The following is a 22,542-nucleotide window of genomic DNA, read 5'->3' as shown; positions in this document are numbered from 1 at the left end:
CCCGGCCACCCCTGCGAGGGGTGGCCGGGCGCCTTCGTGCGTCCGTCCGGTTACGGACCTAGCAGCCGAGCAGCCGGCCGCCGAGGTAGGCCTCGACCTGGTCCAGCGAGACCCGCTCCTGCTTCATCGTGTCGCGCTCGCGCACGGTGACCGCGTTGTCCTCGAGGGTGTCGAAGTCGACGGTCACGCAGAACGGGGTGCCGATCTCGTCCTGGCGGCGGTAGCGGCGGCCGATGGCGCCGGCGTCGTCGAACTCGATGTTCCAGTGGCGGCGCAGGTCGGCCGCCAGGCCCTTGGCCTTCGGGGAGAGCTCCGGGTTGCGCGACAGCGGCAGGACGGCGACCTTGACCGGGGCCAGGCGCGGGTCGAGGCGCATGACGGTGCGCTTCTCCATCACGCCCTTGGCGTTCGGGGCCTCGTCCTCGTTGTACGCGTCGAGCATGAAGGCGAGCATGGCGCGGTTGAGACCGGCCGCGGGCTCGATGACGTACGGGAAGTAGCGCTCGCCGGCCTCCTGGTCGAAGTACGACAGGTCCTGGCCGCTGGCCTGGCTGTGGGCCTTGAGGTCGTAGTCCGTGCGGTTGGCGATGCCCTCCAGCTCGGAGTACTCGGTGCCGCCGAAGTTGAAGCGGTACTCGATGTCGACGGTGCGCTTCGAGTAGTGGGAGAGCTTCTCCTTGGCGTGCTCGTACCAGCGCATGTTCTCCTCGCGCATGCCGAGGTCCCGGTACCAGCCCCAGCGCTGCTCCATCCAGTACTCGTGCCAGGTCTCGTCCTCGCCCGGCTTGACGAAGAACTCCATCTCCATCTGCTCGAACTCGCGGGTCCGGAAGATGAAGTTGCCCGGCGTGATCTCGTTGCGGAACGACTTGCCGGTCTGGGCGATGCCGAACGGCGGCTTGCGGCGCGAGGTCTGCTGCACCAGGGCGAAGTTGGTGAAGATGCCCTGGGCGGTCTCCGGGCGCAGGTACGCCACCGACCCCGAGTCCTGGGTCGGGCCGAGGTGGGTGGCCAGGAGGCCGGAGAACTGCTTGGGCTCGGTGAAGGCGCCCTTGGTGCCGCAGTGCGGGCAGTTGACGTCGGACAGGCCGTTGGCCGGCAGATGGCCGTGCTTGGCCTCGTACGCCTCCTCCAGGTGGTCCGCGCGGTAACGCTTGTGGCAGGAGGTGCACTCGGTGAGCGGGTCGGTGAACGTGGCGACGTGGCCCGAGGCCTCCCAGACCTCGCGGGCCAGGATCACCGAGGAGTCAATGCCGACCACGTCCTCCCGCGAGGTGACCATCGCACGCCACCACTGGCGCTTGATGTTCTCCTTGAGCTCGACGCCCAGCGGCCCGTAGTCCCAGGCGGCGCGCTGACCGCCGTAGATCTCGCTGCAGGGGAAAACGAAGCCACGGCGCTTGCTCAGGCTGACGATGGTGTCGATCTTGTCGGCGGCCACGGTGCTCTCTTCAGACGACGAAGCGGTCGGTGGGATCCGCCGGGTCGCGTGCGGTCCGGCGAATACCTCAGATTACCGGCGGGTGCGGGGCCTGTATCAAATCGGTTCCGCAGTCCGGGGTCGCGGAAGGCGGGGACAAAGCCAATTGACAATCGTTTCCAGTTTTGTTGAAAATGGGTGTCATGAACATAGGTCGCGCCCTGGTCCCCCTCACCGCCGTCGCCGGGCTGGTCGCCCTCACCGCCTGTTCCAGCGCGGGTGCGAGCGGCGACGACGGCAGGCTGAAGGTCACCGCCTCCTTCTACCCGATGCAGTTCCTGGCCGAGGAGATCGGCGGCGGCCACGTCACCGTGACCGAACTGACCAAACCCGGGACCGAACCGCACGACCTGGAGCTCACCCCCCGGCAGACCGGCGAGCTGGGCGAGTCCGACGTCGTCGTCTACCTCAAGGGCCTGCAGCCGGCCGTCGACGACGCGATCGCCCAGTCCGGCGTGAAGAACACCGTCGACGCCGCCGCGCTGACCACCCTCGAGGACCACGGCACCGAGGTCGACGGCCACCACCACACCACCGGGGACAACCACACCGGGCACGAGGACGAGGAGGGGTCCCCCATGCCGGAGGCCAGGGGAGCGGGCGCCGACCCGCACATCTGGCTCGACCCGGTGCGCTACGCCCAGGTCGCCAGGGGCGTCGGCAAGGCCCTCGCCAAGGCCGACCCGGACCACGCGGCGACATACGAGAAGAACACCGACACGCTGGTGAAGAAGCTGGACGCGCTGAACACCGACTTCGAGAACGGGCTGCGGAACCGCGCCTCGGACACCTTCATCACCACCCACGCCGCCTTCGGCTACCTCGCCGAGCGCTACGGGCTGGTCGAGGAGGCGATCAACGGCATCGACCCGGAGTCCGAGCCCAGCGCCGCCCGGATGAGGACCCTGCAGACGCTCGCCAAGGACAAGGGCGTCAGCACCGTATTCTTCGAGGCGCTCGCCAGCGACAGGACCGCCAAGACCCTCGCGGGCGACCTCGGCCTGAAGACCGCGGTCCTCGACCCGATCGAGGGCATCACCGACAAGTCCCAGGGCAGCGACTACTTCGAGGTCCAGCACAGCAATCTTCAGGCCCTGCGCGCCGCGCTCGGCGCGAAGTGAGGCCGCGATGACGGAGCCCGGTACGGAGGCTGAAATGGACACGGTCATATCGATGCGGGGGGCGACCGCCTCGCGCGGCTCACGGCCGGTACTGCGCGGGATCGACCTGACCGTGCGGCGCGGCGAGGTCGTCGCGCTGCTCGGGGCCAACGGCTCGGGCAAGTCCACCGCGGTGCGCGCCGTGGTGGGGCAGGTGCCGCTCACCGCGGGCGAACTGGAGCTGTTCGGCACCCCGCGGAGCCGGTTCCGCGACTGGGCGCGGATCGGCTACGTCCCCCAGCGCACCACGGCGGCGTCCGGTGTCCCCGCCACCGTGCGCGAGGTGGTCTCGGCCGGGCGCCTGGCCCGTACGAGGCTGGGCCTGCCGCGCAAGGCGGACCGGCGGGCCGTGGAGCGCGCCCTGGAACTGGTCGGGATGGCCGACCGGGCCGGCGACCCGGTGGAGGCGCTCTCCGGCGGTCAGCACCAGCGGGTGCTCATCGCCCGCGCGCTGTCCGTCGAGCCCGAACTGCTGATCATGGACGAGCCGATGGCCGGCGTCGACCTCGCCAGCCAGGAGGTGCTCGCCGGGACGCTTCGCGAACAGGTCTCGCTGGGCACCACCGTTCTGCTGGTCCTGCACGAACTCGGCCCGCTGGAGCCGCTCATCGACCGCGCGGTGGTGCTGCGCGACGGCTGCGTCGTCCACGACGGCCCCCCGCCGAAGGCACAGGGCCAGCACGCGCTGCCCGGCCACGACCATGTGCACCCGCACGCCGACCGTGCGGCCGAACCGATCCGGACGGGGCTGTTCTGATGGAGCTGTTCTCCTACGCCTTCATGCAACGGGCCCTGATCGCCGCCGTCCTGGTCGGCATCACCGCCCCCGCGATCGGCATCTACCTCGTCCAGCGCCGCCAGGCCCTGATGGGCGACGGCATCGGCCATGTCGCGCTCACCGGTGTCGGCCTGGGCTTCCTGCTCAGCACCAACCCGGTGTGGATGGCGACGGCCGTGTCGATCGCGGGCGCGGTCGTCATGGAGCTCATCCGGTGGTACGGCAGGACCCGCGGCGACATCGCGCTCGCCATGCTGTTCTACGGCGGCATGGCCGCCGGCGTGCTGTTCACCTCGCTCGCGCCGAACGGCTCCAACGCCAACCTCACCACCTATCTGTTCGGCTCCATCACCACCGTCTCGTCGCAGGACATCACCGCGATCTGCCTGCTGGCCGGCTTCGTCGTGCTGGTCACCGTGGGCCTGCGGCGGCAGTTGTTCGCGGTCTCGCAGGACGAGGAGTTCGCCCGCGTCACCGGCCTGCCCGTCCGGCTGCTCAACCTGCTGGTCGCGGTCACCGCGGCGGTCACGGTCACGGTCGCCATGCGGGTCGTCGGGCTGCTGCTGGTGAGCGCGCTGATGGTGATCCCGGTCGCCGCCTCGCAGCAGATCACCCGCAGTTTCGCCACGACCTTCGGCCTGTCGATCGCGCTCGGCGTGACGGTCGCCTTCTCCGGAACCGTCACCTCGTACTACGCCGACGTGCCCTCCGGCGCGACCATCGTGCTGATCGCCATCGGCGTCTTCGTCACGCTGACCCTGCTGGCCGCGCCGCTGGCGAAAAAGCGTGCACGACGTGCCGCCGAGGAGGGGGCACGGTGCACCCTGGAGGTACCCGCGGCGCGTCCCACCGAGGACGACGTCCGGGTGTGAGCGCCCGGCCTGGCAGAATGACCGACCGAACCGACCGAGTAGGAGGCCACCGGTGACGACCGCCAAGCCCCCCGTCCGCGGCCGATCGACGCGGCAGCGCGCCGCTGTCGCCGCGGCCCTGGCCGAGGTCGACGAGTTCCGCAGCGCCCAGGAGCTGCACGACCTTCTGCGGCACCGGGGCGACTCGGTCGGCCTCACCACGGTCTACCGCACGCTGCAGTCCCTCGCCGACGCCGGCGAGATCGACGTCCTGCGCACCGGCGACGGCGAGTCCGTCTACCGGCGCTGCAGCAGCGGTCACCACCACCACCTGGTCTGCCGCCTCTGCGGCAAGGCCGTCGAGGTCGAGGGCCCGGCGGTCGAGAAGTGGGCCGACATGATCGCCGAGGAGCACGGCTTCGTGGACGTCGCGCACACGGTCGAGATCTTCGGCACGTGCGCGGAGTGCGCGGGGTGCGCGCACGCCACCGAGGACTGAGCCTTCCGTCCGGTCAGCGGTCGACGCAGTCGTACGAGCCGTCGGGGTTGCTCACCACGGTGTTGTACGACCAGCAGTGCAGGGCGGGCCCGATGGTGTACAGCCGCCACGTCACGAGCAGGGCGACGCAGGCAGCGGAGGCGAGCGCGACGCACGAGCCCCGCCCCGCCGCGGCGACTCCGCCCGCGGTGAGCAGAACGGCGATCACGCACGCCGTGACGACCAGCGGAGCCCGGTTCTCCTGCAGGTCGCCGGGGAAGGTACCCAGCTCGGTGGCGCCGAAGAAGCTCAGCAGCGCGAGAAAGCCTCCGGCCGCGAGCAGCGCTGCCGCGGCACAGCCGCGCGTCCGGGCCGTGTTCACCCGCGGGTCAGGTGGGCGTCGAGCAGCGCCCGCAGGCGGTCCGTCTCACCGGGGGCTCCGGCGGCCCGCTTGGGGAGGATGACCAGGGTGGTGCCCGCCCGGTCCGGACTCAGCAGCACGAAGGCGTCCCCGGTCTCGAGGTAACGTCCGAACAGCTGCCAGGCCATGGAGCTGGAACCGTGCTCCGCCGAGTGCCGGACGCCCGAGGCGTCCACCACCGCCTCGATCCGCCCGTGTCGCGCCGTCGCCTTCTGCAGCGCACGGGCCTGGAGGCGGGGCAGCCACACAAGGCTCGTGAGGCCGGCCACCAGGCCGGCGGTGAGCGGCGCGGGGACGGGCATGCCCTCACCGAGGGCCAGTGAGACCGCCGTGGCGATCACGAACAGCACCAGGGCCACCATCGTCAGCAGGCGCGTCGCGCGCCCCCACGGTGTCCGGCGCTGTCGTGCGCGCAGCGCCGACGCGAAGTCGTCGGCGGTCAGCGTGTACGCCAGCGTGACGGGAGCCGTCTCCGCCCGCGGTGTCGCGTTGTCCATGTGCCCGCCCCTCCCCGGTGACAAAGATCCACCGGATGCTACCGGTCAGGCCTCCGGCGCGGTCCCCTCCGTCTCCGGCAGTTGCTCGTTGGGGATCGCGCCCCCGAAGCGGCGGTCGCGCGAGGCGTACTCCAGGCACGCGCGCCACAGGTCGCGGCGGTCGAAGTCCGGCCACAGGACGTCCTGGAAGACCATCTCGGCGTAGGCGGACTGCCAGATCAGGAAGTTGGAGGTGCGCTGCTCGCCGGAGGGCCGCACGAACAGGTCCACGTCCGGCATGTCGGGGTGGTACATGTACTTGGCCAGGGTCTTCTCGTTGACCTTGGAGGGGTCGAGACGACCCGCCTTTATGTCCTGCGCGAGCGCGGCCGCCGCGTCGGCGATCTCCGCGCGGCCGCCGTAGTTGACGCACATGTACAGCGTCATCGCGTCGTTGTCGCGGGTCATCTCCTCCGCGACCTGGAGCTCCTTGACGACGGACTTCCAAAGCTTGGGCATGCGCCCGGCCCAGCGCACGCGGATGCCCAGCTCGTGCATCTCGTCGCGGCGGCGGTGGATGACGTCGCGGTTGAAGTTCATGAGGAAGCGGACCTCCTCGGGGGAGCGCTTCCAGTTCTCGGTGGAGAAGGCGTACAGGGAGAGGTTCTTGACGCCCAGCTCCAGGCAGCCCTTGAGAACGTCGAGCACGACGGACTCGCCGACCTTGTGGCCCTCGGTGCGGGGCAGGCCGCGCTCCTTGGCCCAGCGGCCGTTGCCGTCCATGACGATGGCGACGTGCTGGGGGACCAGCTCGCCGGGGATCTTGGGGGGCTGCGCGCCGGACGGGTGCGGGTCGGGAGCCCGGTACTCGCGCCGTGAACGGCTCAGAATCCCGCGTACTGCCATGCGCCTGCTCTCCACTTCCTGTGCCTCACGTCTTGGTGCTGCCGGATGCCGCTACTTCTCGATGAAGCGCAGACTGCGCAGGCCGCGCTCCAGGTGCCACTGCAGATACGCGGCGACCAGTCCGCTGCCCTCCCGGCAGTGGCGCGGCTCGCACGCGTCGGCGGTCTCCCAGTCCCCGACGAGCAACGCGCCGAGGAGTTCCAGTGACTCCAGTGAGGGTACGACGCTTCCGGGCGGGCGGCACTCGCCGCATACGACTCCTCCCGCGGCGACCGAAAAGAACCGATTGGGCCCGGGCAGCCCGCATTTCGCGCAGTCGCCGAAGCTGGGCGCGTAGCCATTGACCGCGAGCGAGCGCAGCAGGAAGGCGTCCAGCACCAGGCGCGGATCGTGCTCGCCGCCGGCGAGGGTGCGCAGTCCCCCGACGAGCAGCAGGTACTGCTGCACCGCCGGCTCGCCCTCGTGGTCGGTGAAGCGCTCGGCGGTCTCCAGCATCGCCGTGCCCGCGGTGTAGCGGGCGTAGTCGCTGACGATGCGGCTGCCGTAGGGGGCGATCGTCTCGCCCTGGGTGCACAGCGGCAGGCCGCGGCCGACCAGCTCTCCCCCGCGCGCGAAGAACTGCACGTCCACATGGGAGAAGGGCTCCAGCCGCGCCCCGAACTTGGACTTCGTCCGCCGCACGCCGCGGGCCACCGCCCGCACCCGGCCGTGCCGGCGGGTGAGCAGGGTGATGATCCGGTCCGCCTCGCCCAGCTTCTGGGTGCGCAGCACGATGCCGTCGTCGCGGAACAGACTCATGCGCCCATTCTCCCGTACGGAGCGACCGGCCCGGCCCGGGTCGTACGCTACGGCCCATGTCGATCACCGCAACCGTCGCCGTGCTGCTGATAGCGGCCCTGCACGTCTACATCCTGGTCCTGGAGATGTTCCTGTGGACCACCCCGGGTACGCGGGCCGTCTTCGGGACGAGCGCCGAGTTCGCGGCGGAGAGCAGGCCGCTCGCGGCCAACCAGGGGCTCTACAACGGCTTCCTGGCCGCCGGGCTGGTGTGGGGCGCGGTGGCGTCCGATCCGGCCGGCTTCCAGGCGAAGGTGTTCTTCCTGGTCTGCGTGGCCGTGGCGGGGGTGTACGGCGCGGCGACCGCGAGCCGCCGCATCGTCTTCGTGCAGACCGTGCCGGCGCTCATCGCGCTGGCCCTCGTCCTGGCGGCCCGCTGATGGACAGCGTCACCCACCACATCACCGCGACCGGCCCCGACGGCACCGTCCTGGAGGTCCTGTACGGCTACGCCGACCGGCAGCGGCGGATGCTCGAGTGCCGGCACTGCGAGTGGCGCGAGCAGATCACCTGGGGCGGCGCCGAGGAGCGGGCGCTGGACCATCTGTCGCGGGTCCACGGCGCCTCCGCGGCGTCCGGGATGGCCGCGGACCGGCAGACGCTGGGCTCGACACTGTGGATCATGCTCGCCTGCTTCGCCGCCGGCGCGGCGATCGTGGCCTGGATGGTCAGCCGCTGACACCCGCCGGTCCACCCGGCGCGACCAGCCCCGACTCGTAGGCCGCGATCACCAGCTGCGCGCGGTCGCGGGCACCGAGTTTGCCCATGATGCGGCTGACGTGGGTCTTGGCGGTGAGCGGGCTGAGGCCCAGTGCCTCGGCGGCCTCCGTGTTGTTCAGGCCCCGCGCGACCAGGGTGAGCACCTGCCGCTCCCGCTCGGAGAGCACCGCGAGGCGTTCCGGGGCCGGGCCGCCCTGCGGGGGGCCCTCCGGGAGGCGCAGGACCCGGGCGATCAGCCGCGCGGTCGGCCCCGGGGAGAGCAGGGCCTCGCCCGCGGCGACCGTGCGGATGGCGTCGAGGAGGTCGGCCGGGCGGGTGTCCTTGACCAGGAAGCCGCTGGCCCCGGCGCGCAGCGCCGGCAGGACGTGGTCGTCGGTGTCGTACGTGGTCAGCACCAGCACCCGGACGCCGGCCAGGTCGTCGTCGGCGGCGATGAGGCGGGTGGCCTCGATGCCGTCGAGGTCGGGCATGCGGATGTCCATGACGACCACGTCGGCCCGGCAGGAGCGGGCCGCCGCCACGGCCTGCCGCCCGGTGGCCGCGTGGCCGACGACCTCCATGTCGGGGGCGGACTCGACGAGCATCGCGAAGGCCTCGCGGACCAGGGTCTGGTCGTCGGCGAGCAGCACGCGGATCACGCGGGACCTCCCGCGAGCGCGCCGCCCCCGGCGAGCGGGAGCACGGCCGCCACGGCGAAACCGCCCTCCGGGGAGGGACCGGCGGTGAGGGTGCCGCCGACGCTGCGGGCCCGCTCGCGCATGCCGATGAGGCCGTAACCGGCCGGCGCGGGGAGCTCCGCGGGCGGTTTGGGCGCCGCCATGGCCCGCCAGGGGCGCCACTTGCCGTCCTGCTGCGGCGGGGACTGCGGTCCTTCCTCCGGGCACGGCCCGTCGTCGGTGACGGCGATGCGCAGGGCCTCCTTCTGGGCGTCGAGGGTGAGTCCGACCCGCACCCGGGTGCCGCCGCCGGCGTGCCGCACCGTGTTGGTCAGGGCCTCCTGCACGATCCGGTACGCGGCCGCGCCGATGGCCGGGGGCACCCCGTCGGCACCGGCCGCAACCGCCAGTTCCACCCGGGCCCCCGCGGCCTCCGCCGACCGGGCCAGGTCGGTCACCCCGGCCAGGCCCGGCAGCGGGCCGCGCTCGTCGTCGCCGCGCAGCACCTGCAGGGTGGCCCGCAGCTCCGCGCGGGCGTCGCGGCAGGTGTCCGCGATGCCGTCCAGGGCGCCGGCGACGGCCGTGCGGTCCAGCCGGTCCGGATCCGCGAGCAGCACGTGGGCGGCGACCGAGGTCTGCACGCCGATCAGCGTGATGCTGTGGGCGAGCAGGTCGTGCAGGTCCCGGGCGATCCTCAGCCGCTCCTCGGCGACCCGCCGGGCCGCCTCCTCCTCACGGGTGCGCTCCGCCCGCTCGGCGCGCTCGACGATCGCGGCCACGTACTTGCGCTGGATCCGCACCGCCTCGCCGACCAGTGCCATCGCCAGCACCCAGCCGCCGCTGCGCAGCATGTCGGTGACCGCGTGCCGGTTCGGGGTCGCCGCCATCACCGACGTCATGATGCCGATGACCGCCGCCACCGTCGGGAAGGTCCGGACCGGCGGTCCGGCGACGGCCAGCGAGTACAGCGCCACCATGCTGGCCGGGACCACGGCCGCATGGAGGTTGTCCAGGGCGTGGTAGGGGCCGACGACCACGACCGTCGCGATCATCACGGCCATCGGCGCCCGCCGCCGCGCCGTCAGCACCAGCGCGCTGACGACGATCAGCGTCCAGCCCAGCGCGTCCGGGCGATGCCCGTTCTCGTCGGGGAAGAGGACCGCGAGCGCGCACTGCAGCGCGAGCACGGCGACGGCGAGGAGGGCGTCGCCGTGGCGGGCGAGGGCGGTGCGTGGCTGCTTCGGCACGGCTCCATCTTCCGTTACGGGGTCGGCGGGTTCCCAGGGTGCCGGCCGGGCCGGCTCACGCCCGGCCGAGCCGGCCCGGCCACCACACCCGGCGGCCGAGCGCCAGACTGGCCGACGTGACGAGGTAGGTCCGCACCAGGAAGGTGTCCAGCAGCACACCGACCGCGATGACGAAGCCCAGCTCCACCAGCGACACCAGCGGCATGTCGACCAGTACGGAGAAGGTCGCCGCCAGCACCAGTCCCGCGGAGGCGATGACCCCGCCGGTGGTGCGCAGCGCCGTGAGGGCCGCGGCGGCGGGCGTGGCGCCGTCGAGCGACTCCTCGCGCATCCGGTGCATCAGGAAGATGCCGTAGTCGACGCCGAGGGCGACCAGGAAGACGAAGGACAGCAGCGGCAGCCCCGGGTCCGTCCCCTCGAAACCGAAGAGCGGCCCGAAGACCAGCCCGCCGATGCCCAGCGACGCGCCCCACACGGCGATCACCGCCGCGACGAGCATCAGCGGCGCGACGAGGCTGCGCAGCAGCGCGACGAGGATCAGCAGCACGGAGAGGAGGACGAGCGGCACGACGAGCAGGCGGTCGCGCGCGCTGGTGTCCGCGAGGTCGAGCTGCTGGGCGCTGGGCCCGCCCACGTACGCCCCGTACGGGCCGTCCAGGTCCGAGCGCAACGCCTTGATGGTGACCGTCTCCGCCGCGGACTCCGGTACCGCCCGGGCGGTGACGGACAGTTCGGTCCAGCCGCCGCCGCTGCGGCCGCGTTCCACGGCGGCGACGCCCTCGGTCGTCCGGGCCGCCGCCGCGACCTCGTCCGCCCGGCCGGTGGGCGCCATGACGGTGATCGGCTGGGCGCCGCTGTCGGGGTGGGCGCGGGCGAGGGTGCGCATGGCTGCCACCGACTCGGGGGTGCTGGTGAAGGCGTTGTCGTTCTTCAGGCTCCCGGGCAGGTTGACCGTGCCGATCGCCAGGGCGCCCAGCAGGACCGCCCCGCCCGCGAGCACGGCCAGCGGCCGGCGTGCCGCGGAGCCGCCCATCGCCGCGAACAGGCCGCGCCGGACCGGCGGTTCGCTGCCGTACGCCGGGACCAGCGGCCAGAAGACCCGGCGCCCCAGCAGCACCAGCAGCGCGGGCAGCAGGGTCGTCATGGCCACGAGCGCGCACAGCACCCCGACCGCGGCGATGGGGCCCATGCCCCGGCTGCTGTTGAGGTCGGCGGCGAGCAGGCACAGCAGCCCGGCGGCCACCGTGCCGGAGGAGGCCAGGACGGCGGGGCCGCAGCCGCGCAGCGCGGCGCGCATGGCGTCGTACGGGCGCGGGACGCGGCGCAGCTCCTCGCGGTAGCGGGAGACGAGCAGCAGCGCGTAGTCGGTGCCTGCGCCGAAGACGAGGATGGTCATCACGCCCTGGCTCTGGCCGGTGACGGTGACGTCGAAGGCCCGGTGCAGGCCGTAGACCCCGGCCATGGCGGCGGCGTCGGCGACGCCCGCGACCAGGAGCGGCAGCAGCCACAGCAATGGACTGCGGTAGATGAGGATCAGCAGCACGGCGACCACGGCGACCGTGGTGTACAGCAACGGCCCGTCGAGGGAGGAGTAGACCTCCTTCATGTCGGTGGTGAGCGCCCCGGGGCCGCCCACCTGGACGGTCAGTCCGTCGCCGCCGGTCGCGACGGCGCGCACGTCCTCGACGAAGGCTCGCTGGGCCGCGTCGTCCTGGCCCGGCCCGGTGCCGGCGACCGGGTACATCAGGGTGGTGCCGTCCCGCGACGGGACGCCGTGCGGCTGCCCGCCGCCGCTGAGCCGGTGCGCCCGTGCGACGGTGGCGACCTGGCCTTCGGCCGTGGCCCGGTCGGCGGCGGTCAGCCCGCCGTCGCGGTGGTAGACGAGGACGAGTTCGGTGGCCTCACCGCCGGGCAGCGCGTCCTGCAGCTTCGCCACCCGGGTCGAATCGGCGCTCGCCGGCAGGTAGTCGACCGCCCGGTTCTGCTGCGCGTCGGCGAGCTTGCCGGCCAGTGGGCCGGCGAGCGCGAGCACCGCGAGCCAGAGTACGAGCACCCCCCAGGGCACCAGGCGCGCCCCTCGCCGCCTTCCCTGTCCTGGCTCGGGCCGCGGCTCCGCCGCCGCGCTCGCCGTGGTCTCAGTGGTCGGGGCCCCCATCGCGGGCCTCCCTCCGGGCCGGTTGTCTGGTCGTCTCCAGACTTCCGGCCGCGGGACGCCGTTTCGTCGGACCCGAGAGCGAACCGGGCCTTACTGCGCGGGGTGCGGCCCGGGGTCCGTTACTCCCCGGGGAGTACGCCACCGGCAGGCGGGGGCGCGGCACAGCCGTGGGGCGCGGATGACCGGGAACGTCCCCGCGTCGTGCCGGTCCCGCTACGCCACCGGTGCCGGCTCCCGGATCCCTCAGGACGGCGTGCGGGCCGCCGCCTCCAGGACGCGGTCGGTGTCCTCGCAGACCAGGCCGAGGCAGCGGCCGACGGCGCCGAGGACCTCCCGTTCCGCGGGGAGGTAGGGGCCGTCGGCGAGGGCGATGAGGGCGCCCTGGAGCAGGATGTGCTCGCGCCCCTGGGGGGCGAGGTGGCGGGAGAGGGGTTCCAGGGCCTCGTGGAGCTCGATGGACAGCCAGGTGCCGCAGCCGTCGAGGGCGTCGGCGATTCCCTCGGCGTCCAGGGCGTCGGCGGCGCCGGGGAACCGGCCCTCGTCGGCCACGATCGCCGCGAGCAGGCCGAGCAGCTGGTCCTCGGTGCAATCGGTGAAGCCGGCCGATCGGACGGCGTCGACGGCGGCCTCGCGGGCGCCGCGGCCCATCGTGCCGCCGGCGGTGAGCAGGGCGAGGGCGACGGTGTGGACGGCGTCGCGGAGCATGGCGGAGAAGACGGTGGTGGTGGGCTGTTCCAGGGCCTCGGGGCCGGAGCGGGCGCGGCACACCACGCACTCCACGATCGTGCCGGCCGAACCGCGTGGCAGCAGCGGCAGACCCAGCAGGGTCAGCCGCCGGGTACCGGTGCGCCGCCGGTAGCCGCGGTCGCCGCCGCAGTCGGCGCAGAAGAACTCCCCGTCACCTTCGGTGTGCCAGACCGTCCGCACGCCCAAGATGCACAAGCCCTTGATCTGGAGCACCTCGCACCCTCCGGCCGCTATACCGATTTACACCGGTTCGTCGCATTACGCGCCGCAGGCGTGGGTAACGCTCCGGCAACGGCGCCGTAATGACGTGATGTTAGCCACATGAGCAAGCCGGAGTCAGTACCACGTGAGGGCCGAATACAAGAATCGGCCACGGCGCCCGGGCGGGCGCCGTGGCCGGTTCACCGTCCGCGGTGACTAGCGGGCCGAGCGGTTGACGGCGGAGACGACCGCCTTCAGCGAGGCCCGGGTGGTGTTGGCGTCGATGCCGATGCCCCACAGGACCTTGCCGTCGATGGCGCACTCGATGTACGAGGCGGCCTGGGCGCTGGCGCCCTCGCTCATGGTGTGCTCGGTGTAGTCCAGCAGGCGGGCGTCGACCCCGACCGAGGCCAGGGCGTCGAAGAACGCCGAGATCGGGCCGTTCCCGGTGCCCGTCAGGACCGTCTCCGCGCCGTCCACGACCGCCTCGACGGTCAGGGTGTCGGTGCCGTCACTGCTGGTCGAGGTCTGCGCCGAGCGCAGCGCGACGCGGCCCCAGGCGTTCTCCGGGGTGGGCAGGTACTCGTCCTCGAAGATCGCCCAGATCTCGTTCGGCGTGACCTCGCCGCCCTCGGCGTCGGTCTTCGCCTGGATGATCTTCGAGAACTCGATCTGCATGCGGCGCGGCAGGTCCAGCTTGTGGTCGTTCTTCAGCACGTACGCGACGCCGCCCTTGCCGGACTGCGAGTTCACGCGGATCACGGCCTCGTAGGAGCGGCCGACGTCCTTGGGGTCGATCGGCAGGTACGGGACCGCCCACTCCAGATCGTCGACGGTCACACCCGGGCCCTGGGCGGCCGCGTCGGCCTCCATGGCGTCGAAGCCCTTCTTGATGGCGTCCTGGTGGGAGCCGGAGAAGGACGTGTAGACCAGGTCGCCCACGTACGGGTGGCGCGGGTGGACCTCCATCTGGTTGCAGTACTCGGCGGTGCGGCGGATCTCGTCGATCTGCGAGAAGTCGATCATCGGGTCCACGCCCTGGCTGAACAGGTTCATTCCCAGGGTGACCAGGTCGACGTTGCCGGTGCGCTCGCCCTGCCCGAACAGGCAGCCCTCGACGCGGTCGGCGCCGGCCATCACGGCCAGCTCGGCGGCGGCCACCGCGGTGCCGCGGTCGTTGTGCGGGTGCGTGGACAGGCACACGAACTCGCGGCGGCTCAGGTTGCGCGACATCCACTCGAAGCGGTCCGCGTGGGTGGAGGGGGTGGAGCGCTCCACGGTCGCCGGCAGGTTCAGGATGATCTCGCGGCCCTCCTCGGGCTGCCAGACGTCCATGACCGACTCGCAGACCTCCAGGGCGAAGTCCAGCTCGGTGTCGGTGAAGATCTCCGGGCTGTACTGGTAGCCGAACACGGTGTCGTCGCCCAGGATCTTGTCCGCGTACTCCATGACCAGGCGCGTGCCGTCCACGGCGATCTGCCTGATCTGCTCCTTGGAGCCGCGGAAGACCACCCGGCGGAAGGTCGGGGCGGTCGCGTTGTACAGGTGCACGGTCGCGCGCGGGGCGCCGCGCAGGGACTCCACGGTGCGTTCGATGAGCTCCTCGCGGGCCTGGGTCAGCACTGAGATCGTGACGTCCTCGGGGATCGCGCCCTCTTCGATGATGGAGCGCACGAAGGCGAAATCGGTCTCCCCGGAGGCGGGGAAGCCGACCTCGATCTCCTTGTAGCCCATCTTCACCAGCAGGTCGAACATGGCGCGCTTGCGGGCCGGCGACATGGGGTCGATCAGCGCCTGGTTGCCGTCCCGCAGGTCGGTCGACAGCCAGCGGGGGGCCTTGGTGATCCGCTTGCCCGGCCAGGTGCGGTCCGGGATCTCCACCGCCTCGTAGGGCTTGTACTTGTGGACCGGCATCGCGGTGGGGCGCTGGCGTACGGTCGCGGCGGTGATGGGCGTGGGGCGGCCGACGGCGTTCGGGGTGGACATCTGCGGGGGTGCTCCTCGGTTGCGGCTTTGGAAGCGGCCGACCGGCGCTGGTTCTCCGACAACGCCAAACTCCGCGGGGAGGGAGTCGACCTGGACTACAGGCCCTCGCCGCGGCAGCTAAGAAGAAGCAGCCCGAAACGCATGATGCTGTCGACCATAGCCGAGCCCCCGAGGACCCTGCAGCCGCTGCGGCGTTCTTCTCAGTATGCAAGACCGCCCCCGATGACATGAAAAACGTAGATCTTCCCTCCTTTTCGTGGATCATGCTCACAGCTAGTGACAGACAGTGAGCACCGTGCCACATTGCCATGCATGGAGCAGACACCTGTTTTCTGCACGATCGTGCCGCCGCACGTCCTCGACAAGGTCGCCCGCAACGAGGACCGCGCACTCGCCGAGCCCGCCCGCCGCACCCTGGAGCGCGACGCCGCGCAGCGCACCCGCCGCCGGCTGACCACCGTCATCGGCGCCCTCCCGGTGCCCGGCGCGGAGCCGTCGGACCAGCCGCGCCGCACGATCAGCGACGCGGAGCACCAGACGGACCTGCCCGGGCGGAAGGTCCGCGGCGAGGGCGACGCGGCCTCGGCCGACGCTACGGTCAACCGGGCCTACGACGGGCTCGGCGCGACCTTCGAGCTCTACCTGACGGCCTACGGCCGCCACTCCATCGACGACGCCGGACTGCCGCTGGACGCCAGCGTCCACTACGACCGCGACTACAACAACGCGTTCTGGAACGGCGAGCAGATGGTCTTCGGGGACGGCGACGGGGAGATCTTCCTCGACTTCACGCTCCCCATCGACGTCATCGGCCACGAACTCACCCACGGCGTCACCCAGTACACCGCCAACCTCGACTACTTCGGCCAGTCCGGCGCGCTCAACGAGTCGATGTCCGACGTCTTCGGCTCCCTCATCAAGCAGTACGCGCTGGGCCAGACCGCCGACCGGGCGGACTGGCTGATCGGCGCCGGCCTGCTCGCCCCGCGCGTCACGGGGGTGGCCCTGCGCTCGATGAAGGCCCCCGGCACGGCCTACGACGACGACGTGCTCGGCAGGGACCCGCAGCCCGGGCACATGGACCAGTACGTCCGCACCTCGCGGGACAACGGCGGTGTGCACATCAACTCCGGCATCCCCAACAGGGCGTTCTACCTGCTGGCCACCGCGCTGGGCGGCAACGCCTGGGAGCGGGCCGGCCGGATCTGGTACGACGTGCTGACCGGCGGGGAGCTGTCACCGCGGGCGACCTTCGCGGAGTTCGCGCAGGCGACCGTGAGCGCGGCCGCCGGGCGGTTCGGCGAGGGCGAGGAGCACGCGGCGGTCGTGAAGTGCTGGTCGGAGGTCGGCATCGCGACCGCCGTCAACGGCACGGAGGTGCCGCGCCAGTCCCCGGCGCCGGAAGGTGCGCGGCCGCCCGCACAGGGGTAGACGTCCGCCATGCGCATACAGGTGATCCGCTCCGGCGGCTTCGCGGGGATCGAGCGACGGGCCGTGCTGGACACCGCCGGCCGGCCCGACGCGTTCCGTCTGCACGCCCTGGCCCGGGACGTCCTCGCCGCGGGCCCGGCCGCGCCCCCGCAGGGCGTACCGGACGGCTTCCGGTACGAGATCACGGTCGACGGCCGCACGGTGCACTGCGCGGACCCGCGGCTGACCGAGGAGCAGCGCGAGCTGATCCAGCTGGTGCTGAAGGAGGGCGCTTGACATCCTCGCCGTCCTGAAGGACGGCGACTCCCGTCTACCGTGCCGTGGAGCGCTGCGCTGTCGGGTGGGTTCCCGCTTCGCCGCGCGGTGCCGGGACGAGACCGGGCCTTGCCTGCGCTCCACGGGCTGACACGGCCAGTCCGGCCGCCTTGGCGACGTTGACCGCCGCGTTCACATCCCGGTCCAGGACCGCCCCGCACGCCCCGCACGTCCAGACACGGACGTGCAGGGGCTTGGGCCCGTCCTTGAGCCCGTACACGCAGCACACCTGACTGGTGGGCTCGAAGCGGCCGATCCCGATGAAGGTGCCCCCGTGCCGGGCGGCCTTGTACTCCAGCATGCTCACGAACGCCGACCATCCGGCGTCGTGCACGGACTTGGCCGGGCGCGTGCGGGCGACCCCCTGCACCGCCAGGTCCTCCACAGCGACGGGGTGGACCGGGCTAGAAACCGAGCTTGCGCAGCTGCTTGGGGTCGCGCTGCCAGTCCTTGGCGACCTTGACGTGCAGGTCGAGGAAGACCGGCGTCCCGAGCAGCGCCTCGATGTGGCGGCGGGACTTGGTGCCGACCTCCTTCAGCCGGGCGCCCTTGGGGCCGATGATGATGCCCTTCTGGCTGGGGCGCTCGATGTAGATGTTGGCGTGCACGTCCAGCAGCGGCTTCTCCGCCGGCCGGCCCTCTCGCGGCAGCATCTCCTCGACGACGACGGCGATGGAGTGCGGCAGCTCGTCCCGTACGCCCTCCAGCGCGGCCTCGCGGATGAGTTCGGCGACCATGACCTGCTCGGGCTCGTCGGTGAGGTCGCCCTCCGGGTAGAGGGCGGGACCCTCCGGGAGCAGCGGGACGATGAGGTCGGCGAGGAGCGAGACCTGCTTGTCGCCGACGGCGGAGACGGGGATGATCTCCGCCCACTCGATGCCCAGCTCGGCGCCGAGCCGGTCGATGGCGACCAGCTGCTCGGCGAGCCGCTTGGAGTCCACCAGGTCGGTCTTGGTGACGATGGCGACCTTGGGGGTCTTGCGGACCCCGGCCAGCTCCTTGGCGATGTAGCGGTCGCCGGGGCCGAGCTTCTGGTCGGCGGGCAGGCAGAAGCCGATCACGTCGACCTCGGCCCAGGTGGTCCGCACGACGTCGTTGAGCCGCTCGCCGAGCAGGGTGCGCGGCTTGTGCAGGCCGGGGGTGTCGACGAGGACGAGCTGGGCGTCGGGGCGGTGCACGATGCCGCGCACGGTGTGCCGGGTGGTCTGCGGCCGGTTCGAGGTGATGGCGACCTTCGTGCCGACCAGAGCGTTGGTCAGGGTGGACTTGCCCGCGTTGGGGCGGCCCACGAAGCAGGCGAAGCCGGCCCGGTGGGCGGGGGCTGGGGTCGTCTCGGTGCGAACGCTCATGGCGACCATTGTCCCTGATCCACCGGGCCCCGCTGACGCGCGCGGCGCCGCCGCCGGGCGGCGGGCACCGGGACACGGCGCCCCGGACCGCTCGAGCGGCCGCTCCGGCGGCCTTGGCTGCCGGGACGGCGTTCGGCTCGGCCCCCTCGGGCGGGCGCCGGGCACGCCCCTGCCGGCCGGGACTCCTGGGGTCTCAGCCCAGTAGCGCGGGTGCCCTCGGGCCGGAAGGCGCCCAGGGCCTCGTCGACGCGGGCCAGGGTGTCGGTGTGCAATTCCACACGGGCGGCCGTGAGGTTCTCCGCGATGTGCGCCGGGGTCCGGCTGCCGGGGATGGGGACGACGTGCTCGTGCTGGTGCGGCAGCCAGGCCGGGGCGAGCTGTCCCGGGGTGAGGCCGAGGTCCGCGGCGATGCGCGGACGGGGGCGAAGCGGTCGTTGCCGACCTCGAGGTTGCCCTCCCCGAAGCCTGGGGACGAAGCGGCGCACGACGCCGGGCGGACCACCCGCTCGTGGGCCGGGACGAGATCGACTTCGCCGAGCTGTACGACGAGCCCTTCGCGGTCCTGCCGCGCGACGCCGGGCGCTCCGCGACTTCTGGCTCGGCCTCGACGCGCGGGGCGGCCGTGACGCGTCGTCGGCACGGCGGCCGCCACCCCGGACGACGTGTTCGAGGCCGTCGCCGCGGGGCTGGGCGTCGCCCTCGTCGCGCAGGGCAACGCGGAGCTCTACCCTCGCCCCGGGGTCGTGGCCCGCCCCGTACGGGGCCTGGCGCCCGCCGAACTCGCCCTGGCGTGGCGCTCGGACGACCACCGGCCCGAGGTCGCGGAGTTCGTGGCGGCGTTCCCGGAGGCGGCGGCCGCCACCGGGTGAGCCGGCGTCACCTCAGCCCGCGGTGACCGTCGTCCGCACGGCGCCGTCGGGTCCGGCCAGCAGCACGGGGGTGTCCGCACCGCCCAGGTCGCACACGGCCGCGCGGTCCTCGTCCGGCACCGCCTCCGCCTCGGACACCACGGCCGCAGCCTCCAGGGACTTGGCACCGCTCGCGACCGCCATGGCGACCGCGGTCCGCAGCGCGCTGAGCGACAGCGACTCCAGCGCGACGGTCCCCGCCACATACGTGCGTCCCGTCTCGTCGCGGACGGCCGCGCCCTCGGGGACGCCGTTGCGGGCCCGGGCGGAGCGGGCCAGCGTGATGATCTTGCGGTCCTCGGCGGACAGTCCGGGCAGCTCGTCGCTCATGCGGTCAGCGTATCCGTCCGAGGGGTTCCCTCCGGGGACGGGGCATTGTCATGATCCCCTGCATGAGTGACGACGAAGCCCCCGTCTACGAGGGCTGACGGATCCGGGCCGGAGCCCGGGACCGGCCGGCTAGCCGTGCATCGCCCCGTCCGGCTCCGGCCCCGCAGGGTCCTCCGTGACGGCCGCGACCGGCTCCACGAGGACCGCGCCGATGCGGTTGCGGCGGCCCGAGGGGGCCTCCGCGGTGAGCCGCAGGGCGGCCGGGGCGTCGGGGACCGAGGCGGCCTCGGGGAGGTCGACGACGGCGGAGGCGCCGGGGATGGGCACCCGGCCGAGGGTCTTGGCGAGGAGACCGCCGACGGTCTCCACGTCCTCGTCGTCGAGGTCGACGCCGTAGAGCTCGCCGAGGTCGCCGAGGTCGAGGCGGGAGGTGACGCGGTAGCGGCCCGCGCCGAGCTCCTCGACGGGCGGCGCCTCGCGGTCGTACTCGTCGGTGATCTCGCCGACGATCTCCTCCAGGATGTCCTCGATGGTGACGACGCCGGCCGTGCCGCCGTACTCGTCGATGACCACGGCGACGTGATTGCGCTCCCGCTGCATCTCGCGCAGCAGGTCGCCCGCGTTCTTGGTGTCGGGGACGAAGTAGGCCGGGCGCATCAGCGAGGAGACGGGGTCGGTCTCCGCGTCGCGGTTGATGTGCACCCGGCGGGCGAGGTCCTTGAGGTAGACGATGCCGACGATGTCGTCCTCGCTCTCGCCCGTGACCGGGATGCGCGAGAACCCGCTGCGCAGGGCGAGGGTCATGGCCTGGCGAATGGTCTTGTAGCGCTCTATGGAGACGAGCTCGGTGCGCGGCACCATGACCTCGCGCACGAGGGTGTCGCCGAGTTCGAAGACGGAGTGCACCATGCGGCGCTCCTCGTCCTCGATGAGGGACTCGCTCTCGGCGAGGTCGACCAGCGCGCGCAGCTCCGCCTCGGAGGCGAACGGGCCCTGGCGGAAACCCTTTCCGGGGGTGAGCGCGTTGCCGAGGAGGATCAGCAGCGCCGGGATCGGGCCCATGACGCGGGCCAGCGGCAGCAGTACGTACGCCGCCGCGGTGGCCGTGTTCAGCGGGTGCTGGCGGCCGATGGTGCGGGGCGAGACGCCCACCGCGACGTAGGAGACCACGATCATGACCGCGACGGCGACGAGGACCGCCTGCCAGGTCTCCTCGAAGTGCCGCACGCAGACGACGGTGACCAGCACCGCCGCCGCCATCTCGCAGGCCACCCGGACCAGCAGGGCGACATTGAGGTAGCGGGTGGGGTCCGATGAGACCGCCAGCAGCTTGTCGGCGCCGCGCCGGCCGGCGCGCACCGCGGCCTCGGCCCGGAAGCGGGAGGTGCGCGCGATGCCGGCCTCGGCGCAGGCGGCGAGCCAGGCGACGACGACGAGCAGGACGGCGGAGACCACCATCGCGATCAGTGGGTGGTGGTCGGGGCCGGGGAGGGACCCTGGATGCCGCGCTCGGCGCGCCAGCCGTCGAGGACGGCCTTCTGCAGGCCGAACATCTCCGCCTTCTCGTCGGGCTCCTCGTGGTCGTAGCCGAGCAGGTGCAGCACCCCGTGGACGGTGAGCAACTGCAGCTCCTCGTCCATGGAGTGCTTGGTGACGGCCGCCTCGCCCTGCTTCTTCGCGACCTCGGGGCAGAGCACGATGTCCCCGAGCAGGCCCTGCGGGGGCTCCTCGTCGTCCTTCCCGGGACGGAGCTCGTCCATGGGGAAGGACATGACGTCGGTGGGGCCCGGTTCGTCCATCCACTGGATGTGCAGCTGCTCCATGGCGTCGGCGTCGACCGCGATGACCGAGAGCTCGGACAGCGGGTGGATGCGCATGTGCTGCAGGGCGTAGCGGCTGATGTCGAGCACCGCCGCCTCGTCGAAATCCCAGCCGGATTCGTTGTTGACGTCGATCGCCATAGTGCTTCGGTGGCTACTTTCGGTTGCCGTTGAGGTCGTCGTAGCGCTCGTAGGCGTCCACGATGCGCCCGACCAGCTTATGGCGTACGACATCCGTGCTCGTCAGGCGCGAGAAGTGCACGTCCTCGACGCCCTCGAGGATGTCCACGACCTGGCGCAGTCCGCTCTTCGTGCCGCCGGGGAGGTCGATCTGCGTGACGTCGCCGGTGATGACGATCTTGGAGTCGAAGCCGAGCCGGGTGAGGAACATCTTCATCTGCTCGGCGCTGGTGTTCTGCGCCTCGTCGAGGATGATGAAGGCGTCGTTGAGCGTGCGGCCGCGCATGTACGCCAGAGGAGCGACCTCGATCGTCCCGCTCGCCATGAGGCGCGGGATCGAGTCGGGGTCGATCATGTCGTGCAGCGCGTCGTACAGCGGACGCAGGTACGGGTCGATCTTCTCGTAGAGCGTGCCCGGCAGGAAGCCGAGGCGCTCGCCCGCCTCGACGGCGGGGCGGGTCAGGATGATCCGGTTGACCTGTTTGGACTGCAGGGCCTGGACGGCCTTGGCCATGGCCAGGTAGGTCTTGCCCGTGCCCGCCGGGCCGATGCCGAAGACGATCGTGTGCTTGTCGATGGCGTCGACGTAGCGCTTCTGGTTGAGGGTCTTGGGGCGGATGGTGCGGCCCCGGGTGGACAGGATGTTCTGGGTCAGCACCTGGGAGGGGGTCTCCTCCAGGCCGTCGGCTCCGCTGTCCTGGCGGAGCATGGCGATCGACCGCTCCACTGCGTCCTCCGTCATCGGCTGGCCGGTGCGCAGCACCAGCATCATCTCGTCGAAGAGGCGCTGGACCAGCGCGACGTCCGCGGGTTCACCGCTCGCGCTGATCTCATTGCCTCGTACATGGATGTCGACGGCCGGGAACGCCTGCTCTATCACGCGCAGGAGAGAGTCACCGGACCCCAGGACGGTCACCATGGGGTGCTTGGCCGGTACGACGAAGTGGGCGCTCGCCTGCGGTTGCTGCGTTGTCGGTGTCTGAGTCATGGGCCAGGCTCGTCGGCCTGCTCATCCCGCCTTCTGCTGTTCGACATGCCATTGGGCTTGGGGTTCAAGGGTACGTCGGTGCGGCTGGGGTTCCGAGGGGTTTTACGCTGCGTCACGCGCCG

The 22,542-nt window shown here is 72.0% G+C and carries 25 protein-coding genes and 1 pseudogene; 9 read left to right on the top strand and 17 right to left on the bottom strand.

The genetic code is table 11. The annotated features are described in order from the left end of the window. Nucleotides 1-58: 58 nt before the first annotated feature. A complete protein-coding gene (locus ACWDAS_RS04095) occupies nt 59-1,441 on the bottom strand; it encodes a glycine--tRNA ligase (RefSeq protein ID WP_450387230.1) in 1,383 nt (460 codons plus the stop codon). A 182-nt stretch (nt 1,442-1,623) separates the two neighbouring features. Here ACWDAS_RS04095 and ACWDAS_RS04090 point away from each other — a divergent pair, with 182 nt between their 5' ends. The 4 genes from ACWDAS_RS04090 to ACWDAS_RS04075 are packed head-to-tail and all read left to right on the top strand — an operon-like array spanning nt 1,624 to nt 4,768. Next, the gene (locus ACWDAS_RS04090; protein WP_450387228.1) at nt 1,624-2,601 is read left to right on the top strand and encodes a metal ABC transporter substrate-binding protein; all 978 of its coding nucleotides are present in this window, start codon (nt 1,624-1,626) and stop codon (nt 2,599-2,601) included. Between the two features lie 34 nt (nt 2,602-2,635). After that, a complete protein-coding gene (locus ACWDAS_RS04085; protein ID WP_450387226.1) occupies nt 2,636-3,397 on the top strand; it encodes a metal ABC transporter ATP-binding protein in 762 nt (253 codons plus the stop codon). After that, nucleotides 3,397-4,290, top strand: coding sequence for a metal ABC transporter permease (locus ACWDAS_RS04080; protein ID WP_450387224.1), 894 nt, complete (start codon nt 3,397-3,399; stop codon nt 4,288-4,290). Before ACWDAS_RS04085 ends, ACWDAS_RS04080 begins: the two co-directional genes overlap by 1 nt. 52 nt (nt 4,291-4,342) lie before the next feature. Next, on the top strand, nt 4,343-4,768 hold the full coding sequence (locus ACWDAS_RS04075) for a Fur family transcriptional regulator (RefSeq protein ID WP_450387223.1): 426 nt from the start codon (nt 4,343-4,345) through the stop codon (nt 4,766-4,768). 13 nt (nt 4,769-4,781) lie between these two features. Here the strand turns inward: ACWDAS_RS04075 and ACWDAS_RS04070 are convergent, their stop codons facing one another. From ACWDAS_RS04070 to recO, 4 genes are read right to left on the bottom strand one after another with little or no spacing between them, the layout of a single operon-like run. After that, nucleotides 4,782-5,129, bottom strand: a complete 348-nt coding sequence (locus ACWDAS_RS04070; protein ID WP_450387221.1) for a hypothetical protein — start codon at nt 5,127-5,129, stop codon at nt 4,782-4,784. Beyond that, entirely contained in the window at nt 5,126-5,665 is a 540-nt protein-coding gene (locus tag ACWDAS_RS04065) for a YcxB family protein (RefSeq protein ID WP_450387219.1), read from the bottom strand. The genes ACWDAS_RS04070 and ACWDAS_RS04065 overlap by 4 nt, the downstream gene beginning before the upstream one ends. A 45-nt stretch (nt 5,666-5,710) precedes the next feature. Continuing rightward, entirely contained in the window at nt 5,711-6,550 is an 840-nt protein-coding gene (locus ACWDAS_RS04060) for an isoprenyl transferase (protein WP_450387217.1), read from the bottom strand. A 51-nt stretch (nt 6,551-6,601) separates the two neighbouring features. Then, nucleotides 6,602-7,348 carry a DNA repair protein RecO gene (recO, locus tag ACWDAS_RS04055; RefSeq protein ID WP_450387215.1) on the bottom strand — a complete coding sequence of 249 codons (747 nt, stop codon included), beginning with the start codon at nt 7,346-7,348 and terminating at the stop codon, nt 6,602-6,604. A gap of 56 nt (nt 7,349-7,404) precedes the next feature. Here recO and ACWDAS_RS04050 point away from each other — a divergent pair, with 56 nt between their 5' ends. Beyond that, on the top strand, nt 7,405-7,767 hold the full coding sequence (locus ACWDAS_RS04050) for a DUF1304 domain-containing protein (protein WP_450387213.1): 363 nt from the start codon (nt 7,405-7,407) through the stop codon (nt 7,765-7,767). Then, complete coding sequence (locus tag ACWDAS_RS04045; RefSeq protein WP_450387211.1) at nt 7,767-8,066, top strand: hypothetical protein; 300 nt, start codon at nt 7,767-7,769, stop codon at nt 8,064-8,066. The genes ACWDAS_RS04050 and ACWDAS_RS04045 overlap by 1 nt, the downstream gene beginning before the upstream one ends. Here the strand turns inward: ACWDAS_RS04045 and ACWDAS_RS04040 are convergent. From ACWDAS_RS04040 to leuA, 5 genes are all read right to left on the bottom strand, one after another. Beyond that, nucleotides 8,056-8,691, bottom strand: a complete 636-nt coding sequence (locus tag ACWDAS_RS04040; RefSeq protein WP_450387289.1) for a response regulator — start codon at nt 8,689-8,691, stop codon at nt 8,056-8,058. The two genes, ACWDAS_RS04045 and ACWDAS_RS04040, sit on opposite strands and share 11 nt — an antisense overlap. Nucleotides 8,692-8,741: 50 nt before the next feature. Then, nucleotides 8,742-10,010, bottom strand: coding sequence for a sensor histidine kinase (locus ACWDAS_RS04035; RefSeq protein ID WP_450387209.1), 1,269 nt, complete (start codon nt 10,008-10,010; stop codon nt 8,742-8,744). 55 nt (nt 10,011-10,065) lie between these two features. Continuing rightward, nucleotides 10,066-12,165 (bottom strand): MMPL family transporter, encoded by a 2,100-nt coding sequence (locus ACWDAS_RS04030; protein WP_450387207.1) that lies wholly within the window; start codon nt 12,163-12,165, stop codon nt 10,066-10,068. Nucleotides 12,166-12,408: 243 nt separating this feature from the next. Then, on the bottom strand, nt 12,409-13,125 hold the full coding sequence (locus ACWDAS_RS04025) for a TerB family tellurite resistance protein (RefSeq protein ID WP_450387206.1): 717 nt from the start codon (nt 13,123-13,125) through the stop codon (nt 12,409-12,411). A 204-nt stretch (nt 13,126-13,329) separates the two neighbouring features. Next, entirely contained in the window at nt 13,330-15,099 is a 1,770-nt protein-coding gene (gene leuA, locus ACWDAS_RS04020; RefSeq protein WP_450387205.1) for a 2-isopropylmalate synthase, read from the bottom strand. A gap of 312 nt (nt 15,100-15,411) precedes the next feature. Here leuA and ACWDAS_RS04015 point away from each other — a divergent pair, with 312 nt between their 5' ends. Both ACWDAS_RS04015 and ACWDAS_RS04010 read left to right on the top strand, forming a co-directional pair. Then, a complete protein-coding gene (locus tag ACWDAS_RS04015) occupies nt 15,412-16,530 on the top strand; it encodes a M4 family metallopeptidase (protein ID WP_450387203.1) in 1,119 nt (372 codons plus the stop codon). Nucleotides 16,531-16,539: 9 nt separating this feature from the next. Next, nucleotides 16,540-16,806 carry a protealysin inhibitor emfourin gene (locus tag ACWDAS_RS04010; RefSeq protein WP_450387201.1) on the top strand — a complete coding sequence of 89 codons (267 nt, stop codon included), beginning with the start codon at nt 16,540-16,542 and terminating at the stop codon, nt 16,804-16,806. A gap of 34 nt (nt 16,807-16,840) precedes the next feature. Here ACWDAS_RS04010 and ACWDAS_RS04005 read toward each other — a convergent pair. The 3 genes and pseudogenes from ACWDAS_RS04005 to ACWDAS_RS03995 all read right to left on the bottom strand — a co-directional run. Continuing rightward, nucleotides 16,841-17,236 (bottom strand): annotated as a pseudogene (locus ACWDAS_RS04005) (zinc ribbon domain-containing protein); the annotation flags it as partial. 13 nt (nt 17,237-17,249) lie between these two features. After that, entirely contained in the window at nt 17,250-18,203 is a 954-nt protein-coding gene (gene era / locus ACWDAS_RS04000; RefSeq protein WP_450387199.1) for a GTPase Era, read from the bottom strand. After that, nucleotides 18,191-18,679 carry an aldo/keto reductase gene (locus ACWDAS_RS03995; RefSeq protein WP_450387197.1) on the bottom strand — a complete coding sequence of 163 codons (489 nt, stop codon included), beginning with the start codon at nt 18,677-18,679 and terminating at the stop codon, nt 18,191-18,193. The genes era and ACWDAS_RS03995 overlap by 13 nt, the downstream gene beginning before the upstream one ends. A gap of 177 nt (nt 18,680-18,856) precedes the next feature. Between ACWDAS_RS03995 and ACWDAS_RS03990 the strand changes: the two genes are divergently transcribed. Beyond that, nucleotides 18,857-19,063, top strand: a complete 207-nt coding sequence (locus ACWDAS_RS03990) for a LysR substrate-binding domain-containing protein (RefSeq protein ID WP_450387195.1) — start codon at nt 18,857-18,859, stop codon at nt 19,061-19,063. A 12-nt stretch (nt 19,064-19,075) separates the two neighbouring features. Here ACWDAS_RS03990 and ACWDAS_RS03985 read toward each other — a convergent pair whose 3' ends face one another. The 4 genes from ACWDAS_RS03985 to ACWDAS_RS03970 form a co-directional block, all read right to left on the bottom strand. Beyond that, complete coding sequence (locus ACWDAS_RS03985) at nt 19,076-19,432, bottom strand: cytidine deaminase (protein WP_450387193.1); 357 nt, start codon at nt 19,430-19,432, stop codon at nt 19,076-19,078. A gap of 129 nt (nt 19,433-19,561) precedes the next feature. Next, nucleotides 19,562-20,890, bottom strand: coding sequence for a hemolysin family protein (locus ACWDAS_RS03980; protein ID WP_450387191.1), 1,329 nt, complete (start codon nt 20,888-20,890; stop codon nt 19,562-19,564). 5 nt (nt 20,891-20,895) lie between these two features. Next, nucleotides 20,896-21,393 carry an rRNA maturation RNase YbeY gene (gene ybeY / locus ACWDAS_RS03975; protein WP_450387189.1) on the bottom strand — a complete coding sequence of 166 codons (498 nt, stop codon included), beginning with the start codon at nt 21,391-21,393 and terminating at the stop codon, nt 20,896-20,898. Nucleotides 21,394-21,406: 13 nt separating this feature from the next. Beyond that, entirely contained in the window at nt 21,407-22,420 is a 1,014-nt protein-coding gene (locus ACWDAS_RS03970) for a PhoH family protein (RefSeq protein ID WP_450387187.1), read from the bottom strand. Between the last annotated feature and the right edge of the window lie 122 nt (nt 22,421-22,542).

The sequence above is a fragment of the Streptomyces sp. NPDC001070 genome (assembly GCF_053598835.1).
The sequence above is the reverse complement of the archived record's forward strand: the minus strand, read 5'-3'. Positions and strand labels throughout refer to the sequence as shown.

Bases quoted from the DNA above. Each gene is read 5' to 3' on its own strand.
- ACWDAS_RS04060 (WP_450387217.1), bottom strand. From the start codon at position 6,550: ATGGCAGTACGCGGGATTCTGAGCCGTTCACGGCGCGAGTACCGGGCT.
- ACWDAS_RS03980 (WP_450387191.1), bottom strand. From the start codon at position 20,890: ATGGTGGTCTCCGCCGTCCTGCTCGTCGTCGTCGCCTGGCTCGCCGCC.
- ACWDAS_RS04085 (WP_450387226.1), top strand. From the start codon at position 2,636: ATGGACACGGTCATATCGATGCGGGGGGCGACCGCCTCGCGCGGCTCA.
- ACWDAS_RS04015 (WP_450387203.1), top strand. From the start codon at position 15,412: ATGGAGCAGACACCTGTTTTCTGCACGATCGTGCCGCCGCACGTCCTC.
- ACWDAS_RS04080 (WP_450387224.1), top strand. From the start codon at position 3,397: ATGGAGCTGTTCTCCTACGCCTTCATGCAACGGGCCCTGATCGCCGCC.
- ACWDAS_RS04090 (WP_450387228.1), top strand. From the start codon at position 1,624: ATGAACATAGGTCGCGCCCTGGTCCCCCTCACCGCCGTCGCCGGGCTG.
- leuA (WP_450387205.1), bottom strand. From the start codon at position 15,099: ATGTCCACCCCGAACGCCGTCGGCCGCCCCACGCCCATCACCGCCGCG.
- ACWDAS_RS04050 (WP_450387213.1), top strand. From the start codon at position 7,405: ATGTCGATCACCGCAACCGTCGCCGTGCTGCTGATAGCGGCCCTGCAC.
- ACWDAS_RS04010 (WP_450387201.1), top strand. From the start codon at position 16,540: ATGCGCATACAGGTGATCCGCTCCGGCGGCTTCGCGGGGATCGAGCGA.
- ACWDAS_RS04065 (WP_450387219.1), bottom strand. From the start codon at position 5,665: ATGGACAACGCGACACCGCGGGCGGAGACGGCTCCCGTCACGCTGGCG.
- era (WP_450387199.1), bottom strand. From the start codon at position 18,203: ATGGTCGCCATGAGCGTTCGCACCGAGACGACCCCAGCCCCCGCCCAC.
- ACWDAS_RS03970 (WP_450387187.1), bottom strand. From the start codon at position 22,420: ATGACTCAGACACCGACAACGCAGCAACCGCAGGCGAGCGCCCACTTC.
- recO (WP_450387215.1), bottom strand. From the start codon at position 7,348: ATGAGTCTGTTCCGCGACGACGGCATCGTGCTGCGCACCCAGAAGCTG.
- ybeY (WP_450387189.1), bottom strand. From the start codon at position 21,393: ATGGCGATCGACGTCAACAACGAATCCGGCTGGGATTTCGACGAGGCG.
- ACWDAS_RS04045 (WP_450387211.1), top strand. From the start codon at position 7,767: ATGGACAGCGTCACCCACCACATCACCGCGACCGGCCCCGACGGCACC.
- ACWDAS_RS03985 (WP_450387193.1), bottom strand. From the start codon at position 19,432: ATGAGCGACGAGCTGCCCGGACTGTCCGCCGAGGACCGCAAGATCATC.
- ACWDAS_RS04040 (WP_450387289.1), bottom strand. From the start codon at position 8,691: ATGCTCGTCGAGTCCGCCCCCGACATGGAGGTCGTCGGCCACGCGGCC.
- ACWDAS_RS04030 (WP_450387207.1), bottom strand. From the start codon at position 12,165: ATGGGGGCCCCGACCACTGAGACCACGGCGAGCGCGGCGGCGGAGCCG.